The organism is Prosthecobacter sp., from assembly GCF_044222345.1.
Classification (GTDB): domain Bacteria; phylum Verrucomicrobiota; class Verrucomicrobiia; order Verrucomicrobiales; family Verrucomicrobiaceae; genus Prosthecobacter.
Genome location: NZ_JBGANL010000073.1, coordinates 1 through 18,804, shown reverse-complemented (window position 1 = coordinate 18,804; position 18,804 = coordinate 1). Strand labels below are relative to the sequence as shown.

The window sequence follows — 18,804 nt, the reverse complement described above, 5'->3', positions numbered from 1 at the left end:
GCATCCGCTCCAGCCGCCGCCTGGAGGCGGAGGCTGCGCGCAACCTCGAAGTCATCTGGATGCTGCGCACCCTGCGCCCGGACTTCAAGACCATCGCCGACTTCCGCCGTGACAACCGCAAGGCGTTCAAAGGCGTGCTGTGTCCCTAGCCCGCTGCCGGAGCCCCCAGCATGCTTAAAACGGATCGGCAGGATGAACTGCCTCACCGCGCTTTCAGAGAGCAAGAGGATGAAGATTCTGCTGCTTACTTAGCCTGAGGTACAGGCGTCGCCGCACCCTCCCCCGCCTTGCCAAAAAACATCAGGTGCTGCCATGGCAGTCCGTCGTACTCGCGGACGAGTTTGAAACCGTTGGCGTTCATCTCCTTGTTGATCTGCGCCTTGCTCATTTTGTGCTCGGGCTTGATCGGGACGCTGTCATCTTCAGCGCGGAATTCCACCAGGACGAGTTGGCCGTCGGGCTTGAGGGCGGCGCGCATGCCCGCGAGCATCTGCACGGGGTGGGAAAACTCGTGGTACACATCCACCAGCAGGATCATGTCGCAGGTGTTTGGCGGCAGCTTGGGATCGTGGTAGAGGCTGTTGATGGGAATGATGTTTTTCAGGCCCTTGCTCTCGATGTTCTGCTTGAGCATCTCGATCATCTCCGGCTGCACATCCACGGCATAGACCTTCCCCTTTTCGCCGACCATCTCGGCCAGAGGCAGGGTGTGGTAGCCATTGCCGCAGCCCATGTCACACACCGCCATGCCGGGCTTCACGTGCAGCTGCTCGCGCATCTGGGAGGGGCCTTCCTCCGCCTCCCGCACGCGGCGCATCAGCCACTCGGCACCTTTCCAGTGCATGGTTCGTGCGATCACGCGGCCCTGATACTCCGTCAGCGGTGGCGGCACCTCCTGGGCAGGCAGGTGGAACGCAGAGAGAAGGAGCAAAGGGAGGAGCAGGCGCATGGTGAAATCAATGAACGGTGGAAATCGTACAAATGTAGCGAATTGCACTCCCAAAGACTTTTCCAGACTCGCACTGGAAATGCCGGGGCGACTACGTATCCTCTCCACACCATGACTCGTCGTTTCATCGTCCGCCTGCTGCTCCCCGTGCTCGGAGCCGCCGGCATTGCTGTGCTCAACGCCCAGGACGCAGCTCCGGCCTCACCGGAGCGCACACCGGCCAGGAACCCCATCCCTGAGGATGTAGTGGGTGATGAACACGTGCGTGAGGAATACGGGGTGAACCAGTTCACCACGCCCTCCATCCGCAAACTCTTCGACATGCTCAACAACGTCGGCAAGCTGCGCTTTGACGACCTCAAGCGCCCCTTCACCGACAAAACTCCCGCCGACCGCGTCATCGTGGCCATGGGCCTCGGCACCCTCATCGCCGACGGCTTCCTCATCGTGCAATGCGAGCGTGTGGAGGAAATGGAGGCCGTGGGCCGCGCCATGATCAAATACGGCAAGGCGCTCGGCGCGGGCAGCCGCATGAACAAGCACACCGGCAGCCTGTTTGAATACAGCCTCAAGGGCAACTGGCAGGACCTGCGTGTGGAACTGGCCAAAACCCAGGCCGATGTGGAGGCGGAGATGGTCATGCTGCGGGATGTGGACATCGCGCATCTCATCAGCCTCGGCGGCTGGCTGCGTGCGCTGGAGATCGCCACCAAGAGCATCAGCGACAACTACGCGGAGGAAAAGACCCGCCAGCTGACGCGCCGTGACATCGCCGAGTATTACATGATGAGCCTCGACAGCCTGCATCCGAGCATCATGAAAAACCCTGCGCTGCAGGAGCTCCGCAAAGGCCTGGAGTCCATGCTCCCGCTGCTGGATGTTCCGGAAGGCAAGGCCCTGACTCAGGAAGAAGTGAAGACGCTGCACAAGAAAGCCTCCACACTCTGCCACATCATCACCGACAAGATGAACGGCTGAACCCGTTCCTGTTACGTAAACCTTTCTCATGGCCAATCTCACTCCACAGCAGCGTCAACTCGTCGAACAATGGGCCGCTGAAGGTGCCAGCCTCAATCAGATCCAGGACCGCCTGCGCAGCGAATGCGCCACCACGCTGACCTACATGGAGACCCGCCTGCTCATCATGGAGCTGGGCGTCAAAATCCAGGACAAGCCCCGTGAAGTGCCGCCTGAGGAAAAGCCTGCGCCACCGCCACCTGAGCCCGCTGCCGATGGCGAAACCGCCGCGACCGATGAAGCTGCTGCCGGCGGCACCTTGAAAGTTTCCGTGGATGAAGTCCCCCCTCCCGGCGCCATCCTCAGCGGCAGGGCCACCTTCAGCGATGGCGTCACCGTGCAGTGGTTCATGGATGAGCAGGGCCGCTTTGGCATGCGTGGCCCGGCCCCCGGCTACCAGCCGCCCGCCGCTGACATCCCTGCCTTCCAGGCCGAACTCGACAACATCCTCCAACTTCGCGGCTTCTGACCCGCCCTGACTGCCTGCCGTTCCTCCCATGCTCCTGATCATCGACAACTACGACTCCTTCACCTACAACCTCGTCCAATACTTCGGCGAGATGGGAGCCGTCATGGAAATCCGCCGCAACGACCAGGTGACGCTGGATGAGATCGAAAAGCTCAAGCCCGACCACATCTGCATCTCCCCCGGCCCCTGCACGCCGAAGGAAGCCGGCATCAGCTGCGCGGTGATCGAGCGCTTTGGCAAATCCACCCCCCTCCTCGGCGTCTGCCTCGGTCATCAGGCCATCGGCCACGTCTTCGGCGGCGAGGTCGTCCGCGCCGGACGCCTCATGCACGGCAAGACCTCGATGATCAATCATCGGGGCGAATCCGTCTTCAAAGGCCTGCCGCAGCCCTTTGAGGCCACGCGCTACCATTCCCTGCTCGTCAAACGCGACACCCTGCCCGACTGCCTCGCCATCACCGCCACCTGCAGCGATGATGAATCCGAAATCATGGGCCTGCGCCACAAGGAGCTGCCCATCCACGGCGTGCAGTTTCATCCAGAATCCATCCTGACCCAAGACGGCAAGAAGCTGCTGAAGAACTTTTTGGAGATGTAGGCAAAGGAGGAGGCTTGAATCCATGGACGACGAAGAGCATCTCCGCCGTTTTGAGGATCACAGCCTGCCGCATGCACAGTGGACGCACCGCGCCCACCTGAAGGTGGCCTATCTCCACCTGCTGCGCCTCCCCTACCCCGAGGCTCTGGAGCGCCTGCGCACCGGCATCAAAGCCTACAACGCCGCCCACGGCATTCAGGACACACCCACGGGAGGTTATCACGAAACGCTGACGCAAGTGTGGCTGCAACTTGTCCACACCGCCCTGCGCCAGTTTGGCCCCGCTGAATCGGCTGATGCGTTCTTCGACACTCAGACACAGCTCAGCGACAAACACACCCCGCTGCTTTATTACTCACGTGATCGCCTGATGTCCGCCGAGGCCAAGCGTTCGTTCGTCACACCAGATCTAACCGCCCTTCCATCCTAAACACCTCCTTCCTCATGAACCGGCGTCTTTTTACCACGCTTCTGCTCGCCCTCGCTGTTCTTCATTTGCCCCATGAAAGCCAGGCAGCCGATCCAGTCCGTGTCGCCTGTGTGGGTGATAGCATCACACAGGGCGTCGGCATTCAGAATCCGCAAAAAGACGGCTATCCAGCGAAGTTGCAGGAGATTCTGGGAGCAAACTGGACCGTCCAAAACTTCGGTGTGGGCGGCCGCACAATGCTTCGCAAAGCGGACCCGTTTGATCACCGCCCTGCTCTCGCGTCCAGCCCGGACATCGTCATCATCGCGCTGGGCACCAACGACTCCAAGACGGGCATCTGGGCCAGCCATAAAGGCGAATTCGTGGCTGACTACGTGGCCATGATCAAAGAATTCCAGGCGCTGCCGAGCCACCCCAAAGTGTGGGCCTGCCTACCCGTCCCAGCCTTTCCTGGCAACTGGGGCATCACCGAAGACGTCATCCGCAAGGAGGTCATCCCAGCCATCCAAGAAGCCGCGAAAATCACCGGTATCAGCGTGATCGACCTGCACACCCCGCTGCTGGGAAACAAGCCCTGGTTTCCCGACACAGTGCATCCCAATGAAGCCGGGGCCACGCGGATTGCGGAGCTGGTGGGAGCGATGATCGCTAAATAACGCACATTGTGCACTTCTATTCGCGCCATGCTCTAAATGCCATCATTCGGTAGCGAAACAGCACTTCGGCAATCCCCAGCTTGATTTCGCCACCAACGACCGGCCTAGTTTAGGCGTTGCCAAGAAAATGCCTGAAGCACCTGACAATTTAAAGCTGCTGCGGAAATACAGCGACAGTGCGTATTCCGATTTCGAATATGTGCCTGTAGCGTCTGAGGACGATTTCAGAATGGATTGCGGAGTATTGTTCCTCATGGCGTTTTGGTCGGGGCCGGCCGTTCTGGGATTCAAAAGAATCTGCGAATCACTGAACACCTTCGATCTTCCGAATGGTTTCGTCTTTCGAGTTCTGGATTGGGATGGTGCGACTCCATTTCTCGAACGGCTTTCCCAATACAATCTGGTCATCGGCGGAAATGCTGAGGCTTTATGGTTTCGAAAAGGTGAGATCATCGCCGCGACTTACTTGGGGACATCGTCGCCGGAACGGATCATGGAAATCATTGACCGAATTGCTCAATCATGATCAAAGAGTTCACTAGGCAACACGTACAGAACGCCTTCCTCCCATCATAATCTCCGCCAGATTCGCCCATTTCAATGGACTTTTATTGCGACCAAGTACTTTCAGGACAAATCGCTGTCAGGCGTGTCGCCGAGACTGAACAAGTTCTCGCTTTTCACCACACGCAGCCGTACTGGCCCGTTCACATCGTCATCATCCCCAAGCGCCATATCTCTTCGCTCGCTGCTCTGGAGCCTGGTGATCTGTCTGTCGCACAGGAGATGCTCAGTGTTGCCGCCGAGCTTTGTCGCAAGATTACTCACGATCACGGCGGTTGCCGATTGTCCAGCAACAGCGGTGATTACCAGAGCACCAAGCACCTTCATTTCTACCTCCATCACGGCCCGCGACTCAGAGACGAACATGGAACCCCAATCACGCAGCAATTAGCCGAAAAGGCCTAACCCTGCGCCGCCTCGAAAGCTCAGCCCGTCGCTGAGCTTTCGGACGCCAAATCCGACACTCATCCCACCAGCGGCAGCAGCTTGCCCAGCAGGTCGCTGATCTTCACGCGCTCCTGCTCACCGCTGTCGCGGTGGCGAAGGGTCACGGTGTCGAGGAGTTCAGGGCCTTTTTCGCCGAGGGAGTCGAAGTCGATGGTGACGCCGAAGGGCGTGCCGACTTCGTCCTGACGGGCGTAGCGGCGGCCGATGGAGGCGGTCTCGTCGTAGAAGCAGTTCATGTGCTTCTTGAGCAGCGCATAGACTTCGCGGGCCTTGGCCACGAGCTCGGGCTTGTTCTTGAGCAGCGGGAAGACGCCGACCTTAATCGGAGCGACACGCGGGTGCAGGCGCAGGACGGTGATGACCTCCTTCTTGCCCTTTTCATCCACCTTCTCGGTTTCGGAGAAAGCCTTGGCAATGACGGCCAGCGCCATGCGGTCCAGACCGGCGGAGGGCTCGATGACGTGAGGGACGTAGCTGCCTTTGAAAAGGCGCTCAAACCAGGCACGCACAGCGGCTTCAGGCATCGGCTCGCCCTTGGTCTTGGCGGCTTCAGCGGCGAGGCGCTTCTGAATGAGGGCTTCCTTCTGCTCGTCGCTGAGCTTCGCTGCTGCGGTCTTGAGTTCTTCGTCGAAGATTTCCTGGGACTTCGTGCTGGCGTTTTGATGCGCGGACAAATCGAAATCGCCACGAGCGGCAATGCCCTCGAGTTCTTCCGTGCCGAAGGGGAATTCGCAGAGGATGTCCACGCAGGCGCGGGCGTAGTGGGCCAGGTCGGCGGGAGTCTGCCAGTAGTACTCCAGCACGTCGCCGAGGCCGATGCCCTGGTAGAACTTGGTGCGCTGATCCACCCAGTAGCGGTGCCACAATTCCCAACCCCAGTTGGGCTTGGGCTCGCTGAGATCCGCGCCTTCGCTCCAGGCGGCGACTTCGCCGCTGATGATCTCCACGGCTTCGTCGGGCTTGATGAAGAATTCGAGCTCCATCTGCTCAAACTCGCGGCTGCGGAAGGTGAAGTTTTTCGGAGTCACCTCATTGCGGAAGGCCTTGCCGATCTGGCCGATGCCGAAGGGCACCTTCACGCGGCTGGAGTCGAAGACGTTCTTGAACTGCGCAAAGATGGCCTGTGCGGTTTCGGGGCGCAGGTAGGTCACGTCAGCCTCAGTCGCGGTTGGGCCGAGGTAGGTCTTGAGCATGAGGTTGAACGGACGCGCCTCGCCGAGAGCGCCGCCGGTCTCTGGATGGAAATCGACGCTGCCATTCACGGCGTCGATCTTCTCTTCATTGAGCAGTTCGATCTCCTCGGGCTTGCCAGCGGCTTCACCGGCGTTCTGCGCGATCAAGGCACGGATGCGTTTGCGGAAGCTTTCGATGTGCTCGCCATTCTTCAGCAAAGCGGACACCGTGCGATCCCAGCGCCAGCCGGTGGGGGATGTGGCACCGCTGTATTTCATGACCACGCCGTCCTGCGGCTCCACATGGTCGGCACGCACGCGCTTGTTGGTCAGCGAGCACTCACGCATGAGGTCAGCAAAGGTGTCCACGTGGCCGCTGGCCTTCCAGATGGCGGGGTTCATGAGGATGCTGGCGTCCAGGCCCAGCACGTCCTCGCGTTCGCGGGTCATGGTGTTCCACCAGACGTTGCGCAGATTGCGCTTCAGCTCCGCACCCAGCGGGCCGTAGTCCCACACGCCGCCGCAGCCGCCGTAGATCTCGCTGCTTTGAAAGATGAAGCCGCGGCGCTTGCAGAGGGAAACGATCTTTTCCATCTGGGCGATAGAGTTCTTGGCGTCGGTGGACATGGTAGGTAGGACGATTGAGGGGTATGGGGTGTGCCGAATGACTGGATTGCCACCGGCGATTGGGGGGCGCGAAAGGAGCACCAGCAGGGCTGCGGCGCAACGCTTTTCAGCCCCACAGCTCCCCTGCTTTCAGCCATTCCTTCACCAGATCCCGGAACGCCAGCACCGCCGGATCATCCCCTTCCTTGGCCCACACCATCACCAGCGGGATGGTCTGCTGCGGCTTGAGCGGAATGAGGGCGAGGCTCTTGTTCGCCGCACTTTCCGGCACGACACCGATGCCGGCACCCGCCTCGACGTATTGCAAAACCGTGCCGATCAGACTCGGTGTGTGCTTCACGCGCGGGGCGAAACCCGCCTCCTCAAAGGACGCATGGATGGCGTCATGAGAACCGGCCCCCTCCCGCCGCGCCAAAAGAATAAGTGGCTCGCCCGCGAGCTTCTTCCAATTCAGCGAAGTCAGCTTCGCCCAAGGGTGATCCAGCGGCACGGCGGCGCAGAATTTCTCCTCCCGCAGCAGCAGCGTCTGCAAACCGAGGGCATCATGCGCAAACACAGGGCGGGTCAATCCGACCGACAAACGGCCCTTTGAAACCATTTCCCACACACGCTCCGGAGTGCGCTCCTCCAGAATCACCGTCACACGTGGAAAGCGTTTGCCGTATTCTTTGAGCAGCCGCGCGAGAAAAGGCCGTGTCGGCGGGCCGATGTAGCCCAGCCGCAGCTCGCCCTCCTCCCCCTTGGCGGTTCGGCGCACGCGGCGGAAGGCATCGTCCAGGCGCTCAAGAATCAAACCCGTCTCATGCAGCAGCACGGCCCCGGCTGGAGTCAGCCGTGGCGAACGCCGCTCACGTTCGATCAGTTGCACACCCAATTCGCGCTCGACCTCCTGAACTGCGCGGCTCAATGCAGGCTGGGCGATGCGGAGACGGCGCGCGGCACGCGAGAAGCTCAGTTCCTCGGCCACGGCTTGAAAATATCGCAGATGTCGCAGTTCCATGATGGGTGCCGACTATAACGAACCGGCATCAAAGCGATAGCGAAAGTCTATTTTCGTTACCAGTGCTTCTGCGACATTATCAGCTTACTTCATGAATAACGTCTCCCTTGCCGTCCAGTTTTTCCTCCAGATCGCCGTCATCCTGCTCGCCTGTCGTGTGGTGGGAGCCATCGCAGCGCGCTTCGGCCAGCCGCAGGTCGTGGCGGAGATGATCACCGGCGTGCTTCTCGGCCCCTCTCTCTTTGGCGCTCTGGCCCCAGAATGGCAGCAGTGGCTCTTCCCCTGGGACAAGGCGCAAAAACTCCGGGACACCTCCTGCTATCTCTTCCCCGCATCACAGCTCGGCCTGGCGCTCTACATGTTCATCGTCGGCATGGAGTTCCGCGTGGACATTGTGAGCAAGCGCTTGAAAAGCAGCGTCGCCGTATCGGTTGCCGGAATGGTCACGCCCTTTCTGCTCGGCGCGGGGCTCGCCTGGGTGCTCTTCCACCACACTGAGCTGTTCCCGAAAAAGACCTCGATCATGGAGGCCATGCTCTTCCTCGGTGCCTCCATGTGCATCACCGCATTCCCGATGCTGGCGCGCATCATTCACTTCAAAGGACTCGCCGGTACGACCATGGGCACAGTCGCCATCGGGGCGGGCGCCATTGACGATGCCACGGCCTGGATTCTTCTCGCCGTCGTGCTCGCCAGTTTTGACAACAACATCGGTCACGCCCTCTACAACATCGGCGGCGCCATCGGTTTCGTGAGCGTCGCGCTGCTCATCATTCGTCCGCTGCTTGCGAAGTTTTCCACGCTCCTCATCCAAAACGAAAAGCTCACGGATGCGGGGCTCGTCATTGGCATCGCCATGATGTCTCTCGGTGCGTGGTTCACCGATATGATCGGCCTGCACGCAGTGTTCGGAGCATTCATCATGGGAGCAGCCATGCCACGCGGCCTCATGGTGCGCGAACTTTGCGCCCGCATTCAGCCGCTGGCCGTGGCCTTGCTCCTGCCGCTGTTCTTCACCTACTCCGGGCTGAATACGAAGATCGGTCTGCTGAACACCTGGTACCTCTGGGGCATGTGCCTCGCGGTGCTATTTGCTGCTGTGATGGGCAAATGGCTCGCATGCACCCTGGCGGCACGCGCCACGGGCATCTCCCCGCGTGAATCCATGGGCATCGGCATTCTCATGAACGCACGCGGCCTCATGGAGCTGATCATCATCAACATCGGCCTGCAGCGCGGCATCATTTCGGAAGGCCTGTTCGCCACGCTCGTGATCATGGCCGTGGTCACCACGCTCATGGCATCACCGATTTTTGAGCGCCTCGTGGGTTCCGGCACTTACCAGCCGGAACCGGAGGAGGCAGCCCCCTTCTGAGCCTTTGAAGACATTCTGAAACTTCATAACATCATTGCTGCACAGTGAAGGAACAGCGACCAGGCATCCTGCTGGTTAAAAGCTGAAGCCTCATCGCACTCTGCTCGAGTTTTTCAAGAAGCGTATGCGCCTCCCACTTCTCTTCCTCAGTCTTTGTGCTTTCCCCGCCTTGGCCGAGGGCATCGCCGAACAGCTCAAGTGGAACTTCCAGGCGCGCACCCGTGGCGAGACACGCAACAACACATATGACTTCGACTCCAGCCGCAATGCCGTAACCGATGACACCTACCTTCTCGCCCGCGTGCGTCTGGGCATCGAGTGGCAGCCGGATGAGCTTGTCAAAATCGCCGTGCAGGGTCAGGACGTGCGCGAGGCCTTTTCCAAGCGCGCCAATGTGCCGCTGCAAAACGGCGCGGAGGGCGATGACAGCTTTGACCTGCGCCTGGCCAGCATCGAACTCGGCAACCCAACGCACCTCAGTGTCAAAGCAGGCCGTCAGGTGCTCAGCTATGGCGATGAGCGACTCGTGGGCCCGCTGGAGTGGCAGAACTTCAGCCGCACCTTTGATGCGGTGAAGCTGCACTACCAGACGCCCACGTGGTGGCTTGACGCCTTTACCTCCAGCGTCGTGCGCATCCGCCGCTCCCAGTTCAATCAATCCGACTGGCTCAATGACGCAGCCACGCGCAATCAATTCTTCAGCGGCCTCTACTTCAGCAGCCAGTTCCTGCCATTTCAGACCACGGATCTCTACGTCTTTCATCTGCATGAGGAAAACCCCACCGGTATCTCGAACTTCGCCACCTTCGGCACACGGCACAAGGGTGACCCCACCAAGCTGAAGGGCTGGGATTACACCGTCGAGCTTGTAGGGCAGACAGGGCAGCTCAATGGCCAGCCTCTCAGCGCCTATGCCTACCATCTGGAAGGCGGCTACAACTGGCTCAAGCATGCATGGAAGCCACGCCTCGCGCTCGAATACAGCGCGGGCAGCGGCGACAGCGATCCCAATGACGGCCGCGTGCACACCTTCCAGAATCTCTTCCCCACGAATCATCCGCCCTATGGCTTCATGGACACCTTCTCATGGCAGAACATGCAGAACGTCGTTCTGCGCCTCGCCGCGCAGCCGCATTCCAAGGTGAAGACCACGCTCGATTTCCACTCCTTCTGGCTCACCACCACGGGCGATGCCTGGTACCGCGCCAACGGCACCACTCGCGTGCGCGCCATCAATCCGAACGCGAACAGCCACGCAGGCTGCGAGCTCGACTTCACCATCAACACCAAGCTCACGCCGCATCTCGACATGCTGATCGGCTACTCGCACTTCTTCGCGGGTGCCTACCTCGCCGCCACCGGCCCGAGTGATGATGCTGACTTTGCCTACTGGATGATGACGCTGAACTATTGAGTCCTCACGCAAGGCGCTGATCAGGCAATTTTTTCGTGTATTTCATGAGGTTCGTGGGCCACACCATGGGTGTCCATGTCCAACCCAGCCACGCTTCCCATCTTTGAACTCCGCCAGACCTTCACCGCCGCCCTGCTGGATCCGGCGCTGCCGAATCTGCTGATCAAAGCGCCCACGGGTTCGGGCAAATCCACGCAGATTCCGCAGTTCGTGCTGGATTCCGGGTTCCTCGCTGAGGGCAAACGCTGCATCGTGCTGCAGCCACGCCGCATCGCCGCGCGAATGCTGGCCCAGCGCGTCGCGCGTGAGCGCAATGCACGCCTCGGCGGCGAGGTGGGCTATCAGGTGCGCTTTGAAAACATCACCAGCAAGGAGACACGGCTGAGCTATGTGACGGAGGGCGTGATGCTGCGCATGATGCTCGAAGATTCCGCACTGGAGCGCGTGGGCTGCATCTGCATCGATGAATTCCACGAGCGGCATCTGGACGGCGATCTCGTGCTCGCTTTTGCGCGACAGCTTCAGCGCACGCGGCGGCCGGATTTGAAGATCATCGTCATGTCCGCCACGCTGGTGCCGGGGCCGCTGGTGGACTTCATGCAGCCGTCCAAGCTGCTGGAATCCGAAGGCCGCACCTTCCCCGTGGAGGTGCGCTATCAGGCGCCGCTGCAACTGAAAACCGGCTACCCCGAGCCCATCTGGGACCAAGCTGCACGCGCCTGCGAAGACCTCGCGCTCTCGCCCGGATTCTCTGGCGACATGCTCGTCTTCATGCCCGGCGGCCATGAAATCCGCAAGACCATCGCGGCGATCCAGGGCCGCAGCTTTGCGCGTGGCCGTCGTGTGGTGCCGCTGCATGGCGAGCTGACACCGCAGGATCAGGACGCCGCCGTCACGCCCGGCGAGCAGCCGAAGATCATCGTCAGTACCAACGTGGCGGAAACCTCCCTCACCATCGAAGGCGTGCGCGCCGTGGTGGATGGCGGACTGGCGCGCACCGCCTCGTATGATCCGCGCCGCGGTATCAACACCCTCACCGTGCAGAAAATCAGCCGCGCCTCGGCGGAGCAGCGCGCCGGACGCGCAGGCCGTCTCGGCCCCGGCATCGCCGTGCGTCTCTGGACGCAGCGCGAGCACCTGCTGCGGCCCGAGAGCGAACTGCCCGAAGTGCAGCGTCTTGATTTGAGCGAAGCCCTGCTGGCGCTGCGCGTGCTTTCGCCTGAACCCTTCGACTGGTTTGAGCCGCCCACGCCCGCTTCGCAGTCGCGTGCCGAGAATCTGCTGCACGATCTCGGCGCGCTGGATCATGAAGGCCGCATCACCGCGCTAGGCCGGCAGATGAGCCGCTTCCCCTTGCACCCGCGCTTTGCGCGCATGCTCCTCGCCGCTGCGCAGTTTGGCTGCCTGCGCGAGGCCACGCTCTGCGCCGCCGCAGCCCAGGGGCGCGACATCTTGCTCGTCGGCAAAAACAACGCCTCGCACAAAAACGAGGACCTGTGGGAGCACGATGACGTGACCGAGTTTCAGGCCATTCTCCGCGCCTTTGCCCGCGCGGAAGCAATGAACTTCAACCCCGATGACTGCGCCCGCTATGGCATCCATGCCAATGCCTCACGCGAAGCCGCACGCAGCGCTGATCAGTTCCTCCAGCTCGCGAAACGCTCCGGCCTGCCGATCAACGATGAAGTCGCCGATCCCACTGCGCTTGCGAAAATGCTGCTCGCCGCCTTCAGCGATCACCTCGGCGTGGAGACCAGCACCGGCAGTCGCATCTACCGGCTCGCGGGTGGTTACAGCGGGCACCTTGGCAAAGACGCGCACATCCGTCCACCGCGCCTCATCGTCGCCTCCGAGATCGTCGAGGTGCAGGGCAAGGCGCTCACCGTGCAGCTCAACAACTGCACGCGCATTGAAGAGGAATGGCTGCGCGAACTCTTCCCCGAAGACTTCACCACCGCCTCCCGCGCCGCCTACGACGCCGTGAACCGCCGCGTGATGAATCTGGAGGAAGTGCGCTTCCGCAGCCTCGTCCTCAGCAGTCGCGAACGCGGCGAGCCCGACGAATCCACCGCCGCCAGCCTGCTCGCCGCCGAAGTCATTGCAGGCCGTCTGCAACTCACGAACTGGAACGACAAGGTCGAGCAATGGATCACCCGCGTGAACTGCCTTTCCAGGTGGATGCCCGATCTCGAAATCCCCGCCATCGGCGAAGAGGACCGCCACCTCATCATCGAGCAAGTCTGCACCGGCTGCATCGCCTACCGCCAGCTCAAGGACAAAGACATCTTCCCTGCCCTGCACCAGTGGCTCAGCCACTCCCAGCGCGAGATGCTCGACAAATACGCCCCCGAACGCTACCCCCTCAAAAACGGCAAAACCGCCCGCATCGTCTACGACGAAAAGCAGCCCCCCAGCGTCAGCGCCGTTCTGCAGCACATGTACGACGTCAACGAAAACCCCAAAGTCGCCGCCGGCCGCATCAGCGTCACCGTTCATCTTCTCTCACCCGCGCAGCGCCCTATTCAAACGACGGGAGATATTGGCCGGTTTTGGCGCGAAGGGTATCCGGCGGTGAAGGCGCAGTTGCGTGGAAGGTATCCCAAGCATGAGTGGCGGTGAGGAAGCCGTCTCGACATTCAATTGATGGAAATTGTTTCGTGAACTCCGCAGCTTCGCCAAGCAGTGTGAATGGTCCCTGGCGGAGACGTTCCGACTTGCAGCCGAGCTGCTGCTGCAAATCTATCCCGAGCTCCCCAGAGCAGCAAACCTCGGCATCGACACCTCCGACTTCCAGCAAAGTCGGTTGGAAAGGTCTGAGCGCGGCCCAGCTCTGAGATGCTGCTTTTTGCCGACGCTGATCCTCGGCTCGCCTGATCCTCCTTGTCGCGTCTTGCTCTCGATGAAACCCACCTCCTGTTTTACACGTGCAGCGAGGCTGCCCTAGAGCAAGACCAGCTCTCGCCTCTCACCTACATGTTGGGGAGAGAGCGTTGCGTTGAGTGAGTTTGTTCTCACCTAATTCCATCGGCTGCTTCGCAATCCAACCGTGCTGAGGAAGCCCATTCAGAGGCCGGCGCAGCCACCAGCTTCCTGGCCTGCTCCACCCAGCGCTCACGGTCGATGCGGTCTTTGAAGGCGAGGCGGGCGGAGAACTCTTTGACTTGATCTTCATCCCAGGCGGCGATCTGCGCGTGGGTGTAGATGCCGATGTCATGGAGACGCTTTGCGAGCACGAGCGAGATGCCTTCAATCTCGGTGAGATTGTCCACTTTTTCAGGCTGGGTCTTGTAGATGAGACCGAGCTTGGGATCGAGGTCGGAATCGGGCTGAGGCTCAAGCTGGGATTCAAGCTTGGGCAGCGCTTCAAGTTCAGGCAGGGCAGGCAGCAGGAGCTCGGTCAATGCAGGGAGGGTGTCGGCAAGCACCAGGCCTCCAGATGATGCGGGTGCCTCCACCCCGGCCTCCGCTTCCTCTTGGGCATGCGGTGCGGAAATGATGGCTGCGAGCGGCGATGCATGTGGCGCAGGCGTGGGAAGTTCGGCGGATGGCTCTGCCGGCACTGATTCCGGCGTCGGCTTCACCTCTGCGGGGATGGGCTCAACTGGCGGCACCTCCGGCTGAGAAGCCATGGCAGGCAAAGGAATGTCGCGCGTGGTGATGGTTTCTGCCGTGACGGCAGCCACGGCCTCGGCGGCAGCCACGCCCTCTTTTTTGGGCATGTAAATCGTCTCCGTGGCCATCGGGATGGCGGGAGCTGGGTGGATGGAGTGCTCTCCCACCTTGCGTTTCAAACTGGCAATCTCATCCTTCAAGGAGGATGCCTCGCCGAGCAGCTGCCGCGTCTGGCGCTTGTAGCGGCCCCAGGTCGCGTAACCAAACAGCAGGCCGATGACGAAGAAGATGAACCCCAGCACACAAACAAAGGCACCGCTGTGCATGAGCATGTAAAACAGCGGCTCGGTGGAGAGGGATTCAAAGTCAAATTTCATAGGCAGCTATTTGATGAGGATCTCGACACAACGCGGGCCGGCAGGAGCCGCAGGCGAACCGGCAGGCATGGGGTCAAACACCACCGCATGGATGTCCGTGGTGGGCGCGCCCTGTTCAACAAGGAAGGACAGCACAGCTCCAGCGCGGGCTTTGCTGATGTCTTTTTCAGACTTCTCGGGGCCGGCGGGATCCGGGTGGGCACCGATGACCAGCCCCAGACTCGGACCTGCGGCGAGCAGGCTGGACGCGAGCGTGGAGAGTTTAATCTGCTCCTGCGGCGGAATTTTCGCGGAGCCGGGATCAAACATGATCACACAGTCGCGCAAAATTTCGCGCAGTGAGTCCAGGGTGGCGGCGGGCAGCTTGGACTGAATCTGATAGCCGGGAAAATGATACACGGAGGGCAAATGGGTCAGCTGCGCATCCACTTTGGCAGCGCCAGTGATGGGCCTTAACAGCGCCAGCCACTGGCTCTCCAGCTGCCGCGTCGCCATCCCCGTGAGGTGCGGAATGCCATCGCTCTGGATGTCAAAGGAGCGCGGCGGCGGGAGGGAGAAAAAACTGTTCGCAAAGGCCGTGAGCAGCTGTGGTTTGGCGAAGGCTGCGGACAGCACATGCGGGCTGGCCTGGAGTCCGGTGGGGTCCACCACCCGCGCGCCTGCCACTTCCGCGAGCGCGGCCACCAGCTCCTCCTTCAAGGCCGTGTCTGGCAGCAGTCCGCTGAGCACGATGGCATCACCTTTGGCATGGATGTGCAGCTCCGCAGGCACGCGCAGGGTGTCGATGATCGGCTTAAGCAGCGGACTGCTGGCCGTGAAGGGCGGCTTGACTCCCTCCGGCCAGCGCACTTCGGGGGCGGAGTGCAGCTCCTCCGTATTGATGACGAGATCGGGACGCAGATCAGCGACGAGGCGGCGCACATGGCTGATTTCATCCCCATCAGGAAACCAACCGCGGAGACGCAGGGTCTTCTGATCCAATTGGGCGCTGAGGCTGGCCCGCACGTGGATGCGCTCCGCGCCGGGCTGCAACCGCAGAGGCACGAGTGTGCGGATAGCCCCCAGCGCCTGCTCGCGTGCAGCCGGGTCCGGTGCCTCCCCACTGATGGCTATGTCATAAAAGCGCAGGTCCACGACGGGATTGTGTACCCCGGCGGCCTTCAGCCGCGCCATGGCCTCCTCGCTGAGCCGGGGGAGGTTGTCACGGCAAAACAGCCATGCATGCACCCCCGTCGCCACGGGAAGGAGGATCAGCATGAAAAAGCAAAGACTGAGACGCATGAAAGAGTGTGCGGAGTGGCAATTGACACAACGGAGGTGGAACCGATAATCCGCGTCCCCGCTGGCAGCTGTACCGTTAAAGTCCGCCGCCTGCGAGGCAAGGATTAACTATTACACCTTATCTAACCAAATACACGCTCATGTCAGTCGTCATCGCCGGAACCGTCGCCCTCGACAATGTCAAAACCCCGCAGGATTCGCAGGAAAACCTGCTCGGAGGTTCCGCCAGCTATGCGGCCCTGGCCGCCAGCATCTTCTGCCAGCCGGTCCATCTGGTGGGCGTCATTGGTCATGATTTCCCGAAACCTCATCTCGACATGCTGGCCTCCCACGGCATCACGCTGGACGGCCTGGAGCGCAGCGACGGTGAATCCTTCACCTGGACCGGCGAATACCATGAGGACATGAACAGCCGCACCACCCACAAGGTGGGCCTCAATGTGCTGGAGCAGTGGCAGCCCAATCTTCCAGCCGCCGCCAAAGCCGCCAAGGTTGCCGTAGCCGCCAACATGAGCCCTGACAACCAGATGCAGATGCTGGACCAGATCCAGGCCGACTTCGTCACCGCTGACACGATGGACCTGTGGATCAGCATCGCCAACGAGCGCCTGCATGAAGTGCTCAAGCGCATCGACCTCCTCGTCATCAATGACGGCGAGGCCAAGGAATTCGCCGGCACCACCAACCTCGTGGAAGCCGGACGCAAGCTGCAGGCCAAGGGCCCGCGCTTCGTCATCGTGAAGCGTGGCGAGCACGGCAGCTTCCTCTTTGGCGAAAAGCCGGAGGAATTCTTCGCCTGCTCCGCCTACCCCCTGCACAGCGTGTTTGACCCGACCGGCGCCGGAGATTCCTTCCTCGGTGGTTTGTCCGGCTGGCTCGCCGCCAATGGCAAGACCAAGCCGACCTTCGAAGATCTGAAGACCGCCGTCGTTCACGGCAGCGTCACCGCCAGCTACACCTGCGAAGCCTTCAGCACCCACAAGCTGCAGACCGTGACGCACGCGGACATCGCCGCACGCATTGCCGAACTGCGCACGTATACGAACTTCTGAGTTTGCCATGGTTGGCAGTTGTTTGCGGTGGTTTGCCATTGTTTCCAAACCGCCGCAAACGTCCTTCTTCTGAGGCTCGGCCAACAATCGCAAACCATCGCCAACGACTGCAAACAACCGCCAACTTCCCCTCCCCCATGTGGACCTCGATCAAAACCTTCAAAGACATCAAGCTGGAAAAAACCAGCGATGGCATCGCCAAGATCACCATCAACCGCCCCAAGGTGCGCAACGCCTTCCGGCCGCTGACGGTGAAGGAGATGCTGGAGGCGTTTGAGATCGTGCATGAGGACCGGAGTGTGGGCGTGATCATCCTCTGCGGCGAAGGCCCCCTGGCCTTCTGCTCCGGTGGCGACCAAAAGGTGCGCGGAGATGCCGGCTACATTGGCGACGACGGCGTGCCACGCCTGAACATCCTCGACGTGCAGCGGAAGATCCGCACCCTGCCCAAGCCCGTGGTGGCCATGGTGGCCGGCTACGCCATCGGCGGCGGCCATGTGCTGCATGTGGTGTGTGATCTGACCATCGCCGCAGACAACGCCCGTTTTGGCCAGACCGGCCCCAAGGTGGGCAGCTTTGACGGCGGCCTCGGCTCCAGCTACCTGGCCCGCATCGTCGGCCAGAAAAAGGCGCGTGAAATTTGGTACCTCTGCCGCCAGTACGATGCCAAACAGGCGCTGGAGATGGGCCTGGTGAACACCGTCGTCCCGCTGGATCAGCTGGAAGAGGAGACCCTCAAATGGTGCCGCGAGATGCTCCAGCACTCCCCGCTGGCTCTGCGCTGCCTGAAATCCGCCCTGAACGCGGACTGCGACGGCCAGATGGGCCTGCTGGACCTCGCCGGAAACGCCACGCTCCTCTATTACATGAGCGAAGAGGCCAAGGAGGGCAAAAACGCCTATGTGGAGAAGCGGAAGCCCGATTTTTCCAAATTTCCGCGCGTTCCCTGAAAGGTTGGGCGGAATCCGAACTTAAAAGTCAAGGATGCCTTTGTGGTTGCCACAGCTGGTTGAGTTTGTATGATCGTCCTCCGTCCGTTGACACACCTCTCCCGACATGGCCAAACGTACCACTACCAAACCAGCTGCCCCCGCCGCCCCTTCGTCCTCAGCCTACGACCTCAAACAGATCCGCGAAATCGTCGGACTCATGGCTGAGAACAACCTGACCTATTTCCACAGCGAGCAAAAAGGCGCCAAACTCGAACTCCGCCGTGGTTCTGATCTGGAGGCCGTCAAAGAACTGCTCCAGAGCATGCCCGTGTCCTCCGGTTCACACGTCTCCTATGCCTCCGCTCCGGCAGCTGCCGCTGCAGCCCCCGCGCCAGCCCCTGCCGCCAGCGCATCGGCTCCGGCCGCTGCTTCGGAAGCCATGGGACCGACCATCAACTCCCCGATGGTGGGCACCTTCTACCGCAGCGCCGCTCCGGGAGAAAAGCCCATCGCCAACATCGGCGACAGTGTGGGTGAAAACAGCAATGTCTGCATCATTGAGGCCATGAAGGTCATGAATGAAATCAAGGCTGACACCCGTGGCACCATTGTCCGCGTCCTCGTGGAAGACGGCAAGCCCGTCCAGTATGGCCAGCCCCTGTTTGAGTTGAAAGCCTGATTTCCCTCCCTGCCCCTGTCTTGACGTCCAGGCCCGCGAGTTCGGGCCCCGCCGACGTTCCTGCCAAGCAGACTTCTCACACCTTCCGCGCCCTCATGTTCAAAAAAGTCCTCGTTGCCAATCGTGGTGAAATCGCTCTCCGCGTCATTCGTG

At 61.0% G+C, this 18,804-nt stretch carries 18 protein-coding genes and 1 pseudogene; 14 read left to right on the top strand and 5 right to left on the bottom strand.

What is annotated here, in order from left to right; genetic code table 11:
* A pseudogene (locus ACILSL_RS24245) lies at positions 1–137 on the top strand (transposase); the annotation flags it as partial.
* 107 nt (positions 138–244) lie between these two features.
* Here ACILSL_RS24245 and ACILSL_RS24240 read toward each other — a convergent pair.
* Complete coding sequence (locus ACILSL_RS24240; protein ID WP_395734655.1) at positions 245–949, bottom strand: class I SAM-dependent methyltransferase; 705 nt, start codon at positions 947–949, stop codon at positions 245–247.
* 111 nt (positions 950–1,060) lie between these two features.
* Here ACILSL_RS24240 and ACILSL_RS24235 point away from each other — a divergent pair, with 111 nt between their 5' ends.
* The 7 genes from ACILSL_RS24235 (at position 1,061) to ACILSL_RS24205 (ending at position 5,088) form a co-directional block, all read left to right on the top strand.
* Entirely contained in the window at positions 1,061–1,927 is an 867-nt protein-coding gene (locus tag ACILSL_RS24235) for a hypothetical protein (RefSeq protein ID WP_395734654.1), read from the top strand.
* A gap of 28 nt (positions 1,928–1,955) precedes the next feature.
* Entirely contained in the window at positions 1,956–2,435 is a 480-nt protein-coding gene (locus ACILSL_RS24230) for a hypothetical protein (RefSeq protein ID WP_395734653.1), read from the top strand.
* Positions 2,436–2,463: 28 nt separating this feature from the next.
* Positions 2,464–3,033 carry an anthranilate synthase component II gene (locus ACILSL_RS24225; protein WP_395734652.1) on the top strand — a complete coding sequence of 190 codons (570 nt, stop codon included), beginning with the start codon at positions 2,464–2,466 and terminating at the stop codon, positions 3,031–3,033.
* Between the two features lie 22 nt (positions 3,034–3,055).
* Positions 3,056–3,463: a hypothetical protein gene (locus ACILSL_RS24220; RefSeq protein ID WP_395734651.1), complete on the top strand. Its 408-nt coding sequence runs from the start codon at positions 3,056–3,058 to the stop codon at positions 3,461–3,463.
* Between the two features lie 14 nt (positions 3,464–3,477).
* Positions 3,478–4,119, top strand: a complete 642-nt coding sequence (locus ACILSL_RS24215) for a GDSL-type esterase/lipase family protein (protein WP_395734650.1) — start codon at positions 3,478–3,480, stop codon at positions 4,117–4,119.
* 127 nt (positions 4,120–4,246) lie between these two features.
* Positions 4,247–4,645, top strand: coding sequence for a hypothetical protein (locus ACILSL_RS24210; protein WP_395734649.1), 399 nt, complete (start codon positions 4,247–4,249; stop codon positions 4,643–4,645).
* A gap of 74 nt (positions 4,646–4,719) precedes the next feature.
* A complete protein-coding gene (locus ACILSL_RS24205; RefSeq protein WP_395734648.1) occupies positions 4,720–5,088 on the top strand; it encodes an HIT domain-containing protein in 369 nt (122 codons plus the stop codon).
* A gap of 59 nt (positions 5,089–5,147) precedes the next feature.
* On the opposite strand, the gene ACILSL_RS24200 is transcribed toward ACILSL_RS24205, so the two are convergent.
* Together ACILSL_RS24200 and ACILSL_RS24195 are read right to left on the bottom strand one after the other, a co-directional pair.
* The gene (locus tag ACILSL_RS24200) at positions 5,148–6,929 is read right to left on the bottom strand and encodes a glycine--tRNA ligase (protein ID WP_395734647.1); all 1,782 of its coding nucleotides are present in this window, start codon (positions 6,927–6,929) and stop codon (positions 5,148–5,150) included.
* 106 nt (positions 6,930–7,035) lie between these two features.
* Complete coding sequence (locus ACILSL_RS24195; protein WP_395734646.1) at positions 7,036–7,929, bottom strand: LysR family transcriptional regulator; 894 nt, start codon at positions 7,927–7,929, stop codon at positions 7,036–7,038.
* Between the two features lie 91 nt (positions 7,930–8,020).
* Between ACILSL_RS24195 and ACILSL_RS24190 the strand changes: the two genes are divergently transcribed.
* From ACILSL_RS24190 to hrpB, 3 genes are all read left to right on the top strand, one after another.
* A complete protein-coding gene (locus ACILSL_RS24190; protein WP_395734645.1) occupies positions 8,021–9,304 on the top strand; it encodes a cation:proton antiporter in 1,284 nt (427 codons plus the stop codon).
* Between the two features lie 124 nt (positions 9,305–9,428).
* On the top strand, positions 9,429–10,718 hold the full coding sequence (locus ACILSL_RS24185) for an alginate export family protein (RefSeq protein WP_395734644.1): 1,290 nt from the start codon (positions 9,429–9,431) through the stop codon (positions 10,716–10,718).
* Between the two features lie 75 nt (positions 10,719–10,793).
* Positions 10,794–13,337, top strand: coding sequence for an ATP-dependent helicase HrpB (gene hrpB / locus ACILSL_RS24180; protein ID WP_395734643.1), 2,544 nt, complete (start codon positions 10,794–10,796; stop codon positions 13,335–13,337).
* A gap of 392 nt (positions 13,338–13,729) precedes the next feature.
* On the opposite strand, the gene ACILSL_RS24175 is transcribed toward hrpB, so the two are convergent.
* Entirely contained in the window at positions 13,730–14,707 is a 978-nt protein-coding gene (locus ACILSL_RS24175; RefSeq protein ID WP_395734642.1) for a hypothetical protein, read from the bottom strand.
* Positions 14,708–14,713: 6 nt separating this feature from the next.
* On the bottom strand, positions 14,714–15,964 hold the full coding sequence (locus tag ACILSL_RS24170) for an OmpA family protein (RefSeq protein ID WP_395734641.1): 1,251 nt from the start codon (positions 15,962–15,964) through the stop codon (positions 14,714–14,716).
* A 164-nt stretch (positions 15,965–16,128) separates the two neighbouring features.
* On the opposite strand from ACILSL_RS24170, the gene ACILSL_RS24165 reads away from it, so the two are divergent.
* The 3 genes from ACILSL_RS24165 (at position 16,129) to accB (ending at position 18,651) form a co-directional block, all read left to right on the top strand.
* Positions 16,129–17,040, top strand: coding sequence for a PfkB family carbohydrate kinase (locus ACILSL_RS24165; RefSeq protein ID WP_395734640.1), 912 nt, complete (start codon positions 16,129–16,131; stop codon positions 17,038–17,040).
* 137 nt (positions 17,041–17,177) lie between these two features.
* Entirely contained in the window at positions 17,178–17,990 is an 813-nt protein-coding gene (menB, locus tag ACILSL_RS24160; RefSeq protein WP_395734639.1) for a 1,4-dihydroxy-2-naphthoyl-CoA synthase, read from the top strand.
* Positions 17,991–18,096: 106 nt separating this feature from the next.
* On the top strand, positions 18,097–18,651 hold the full coding sequence (accB, locus tag ACILSL_RS24155) for an acetyl-CoA carboxylase biotin carboxyl carrier protein (RefSeq protein ID WP_395734638.1): 555 nt from the start codon (positions 18,097–18,099) through the stop codon (positions 18,649–18,651).
* The last annotated feature ends 153 nt before the right edge of the window (positions 18,652–18,804 follow it).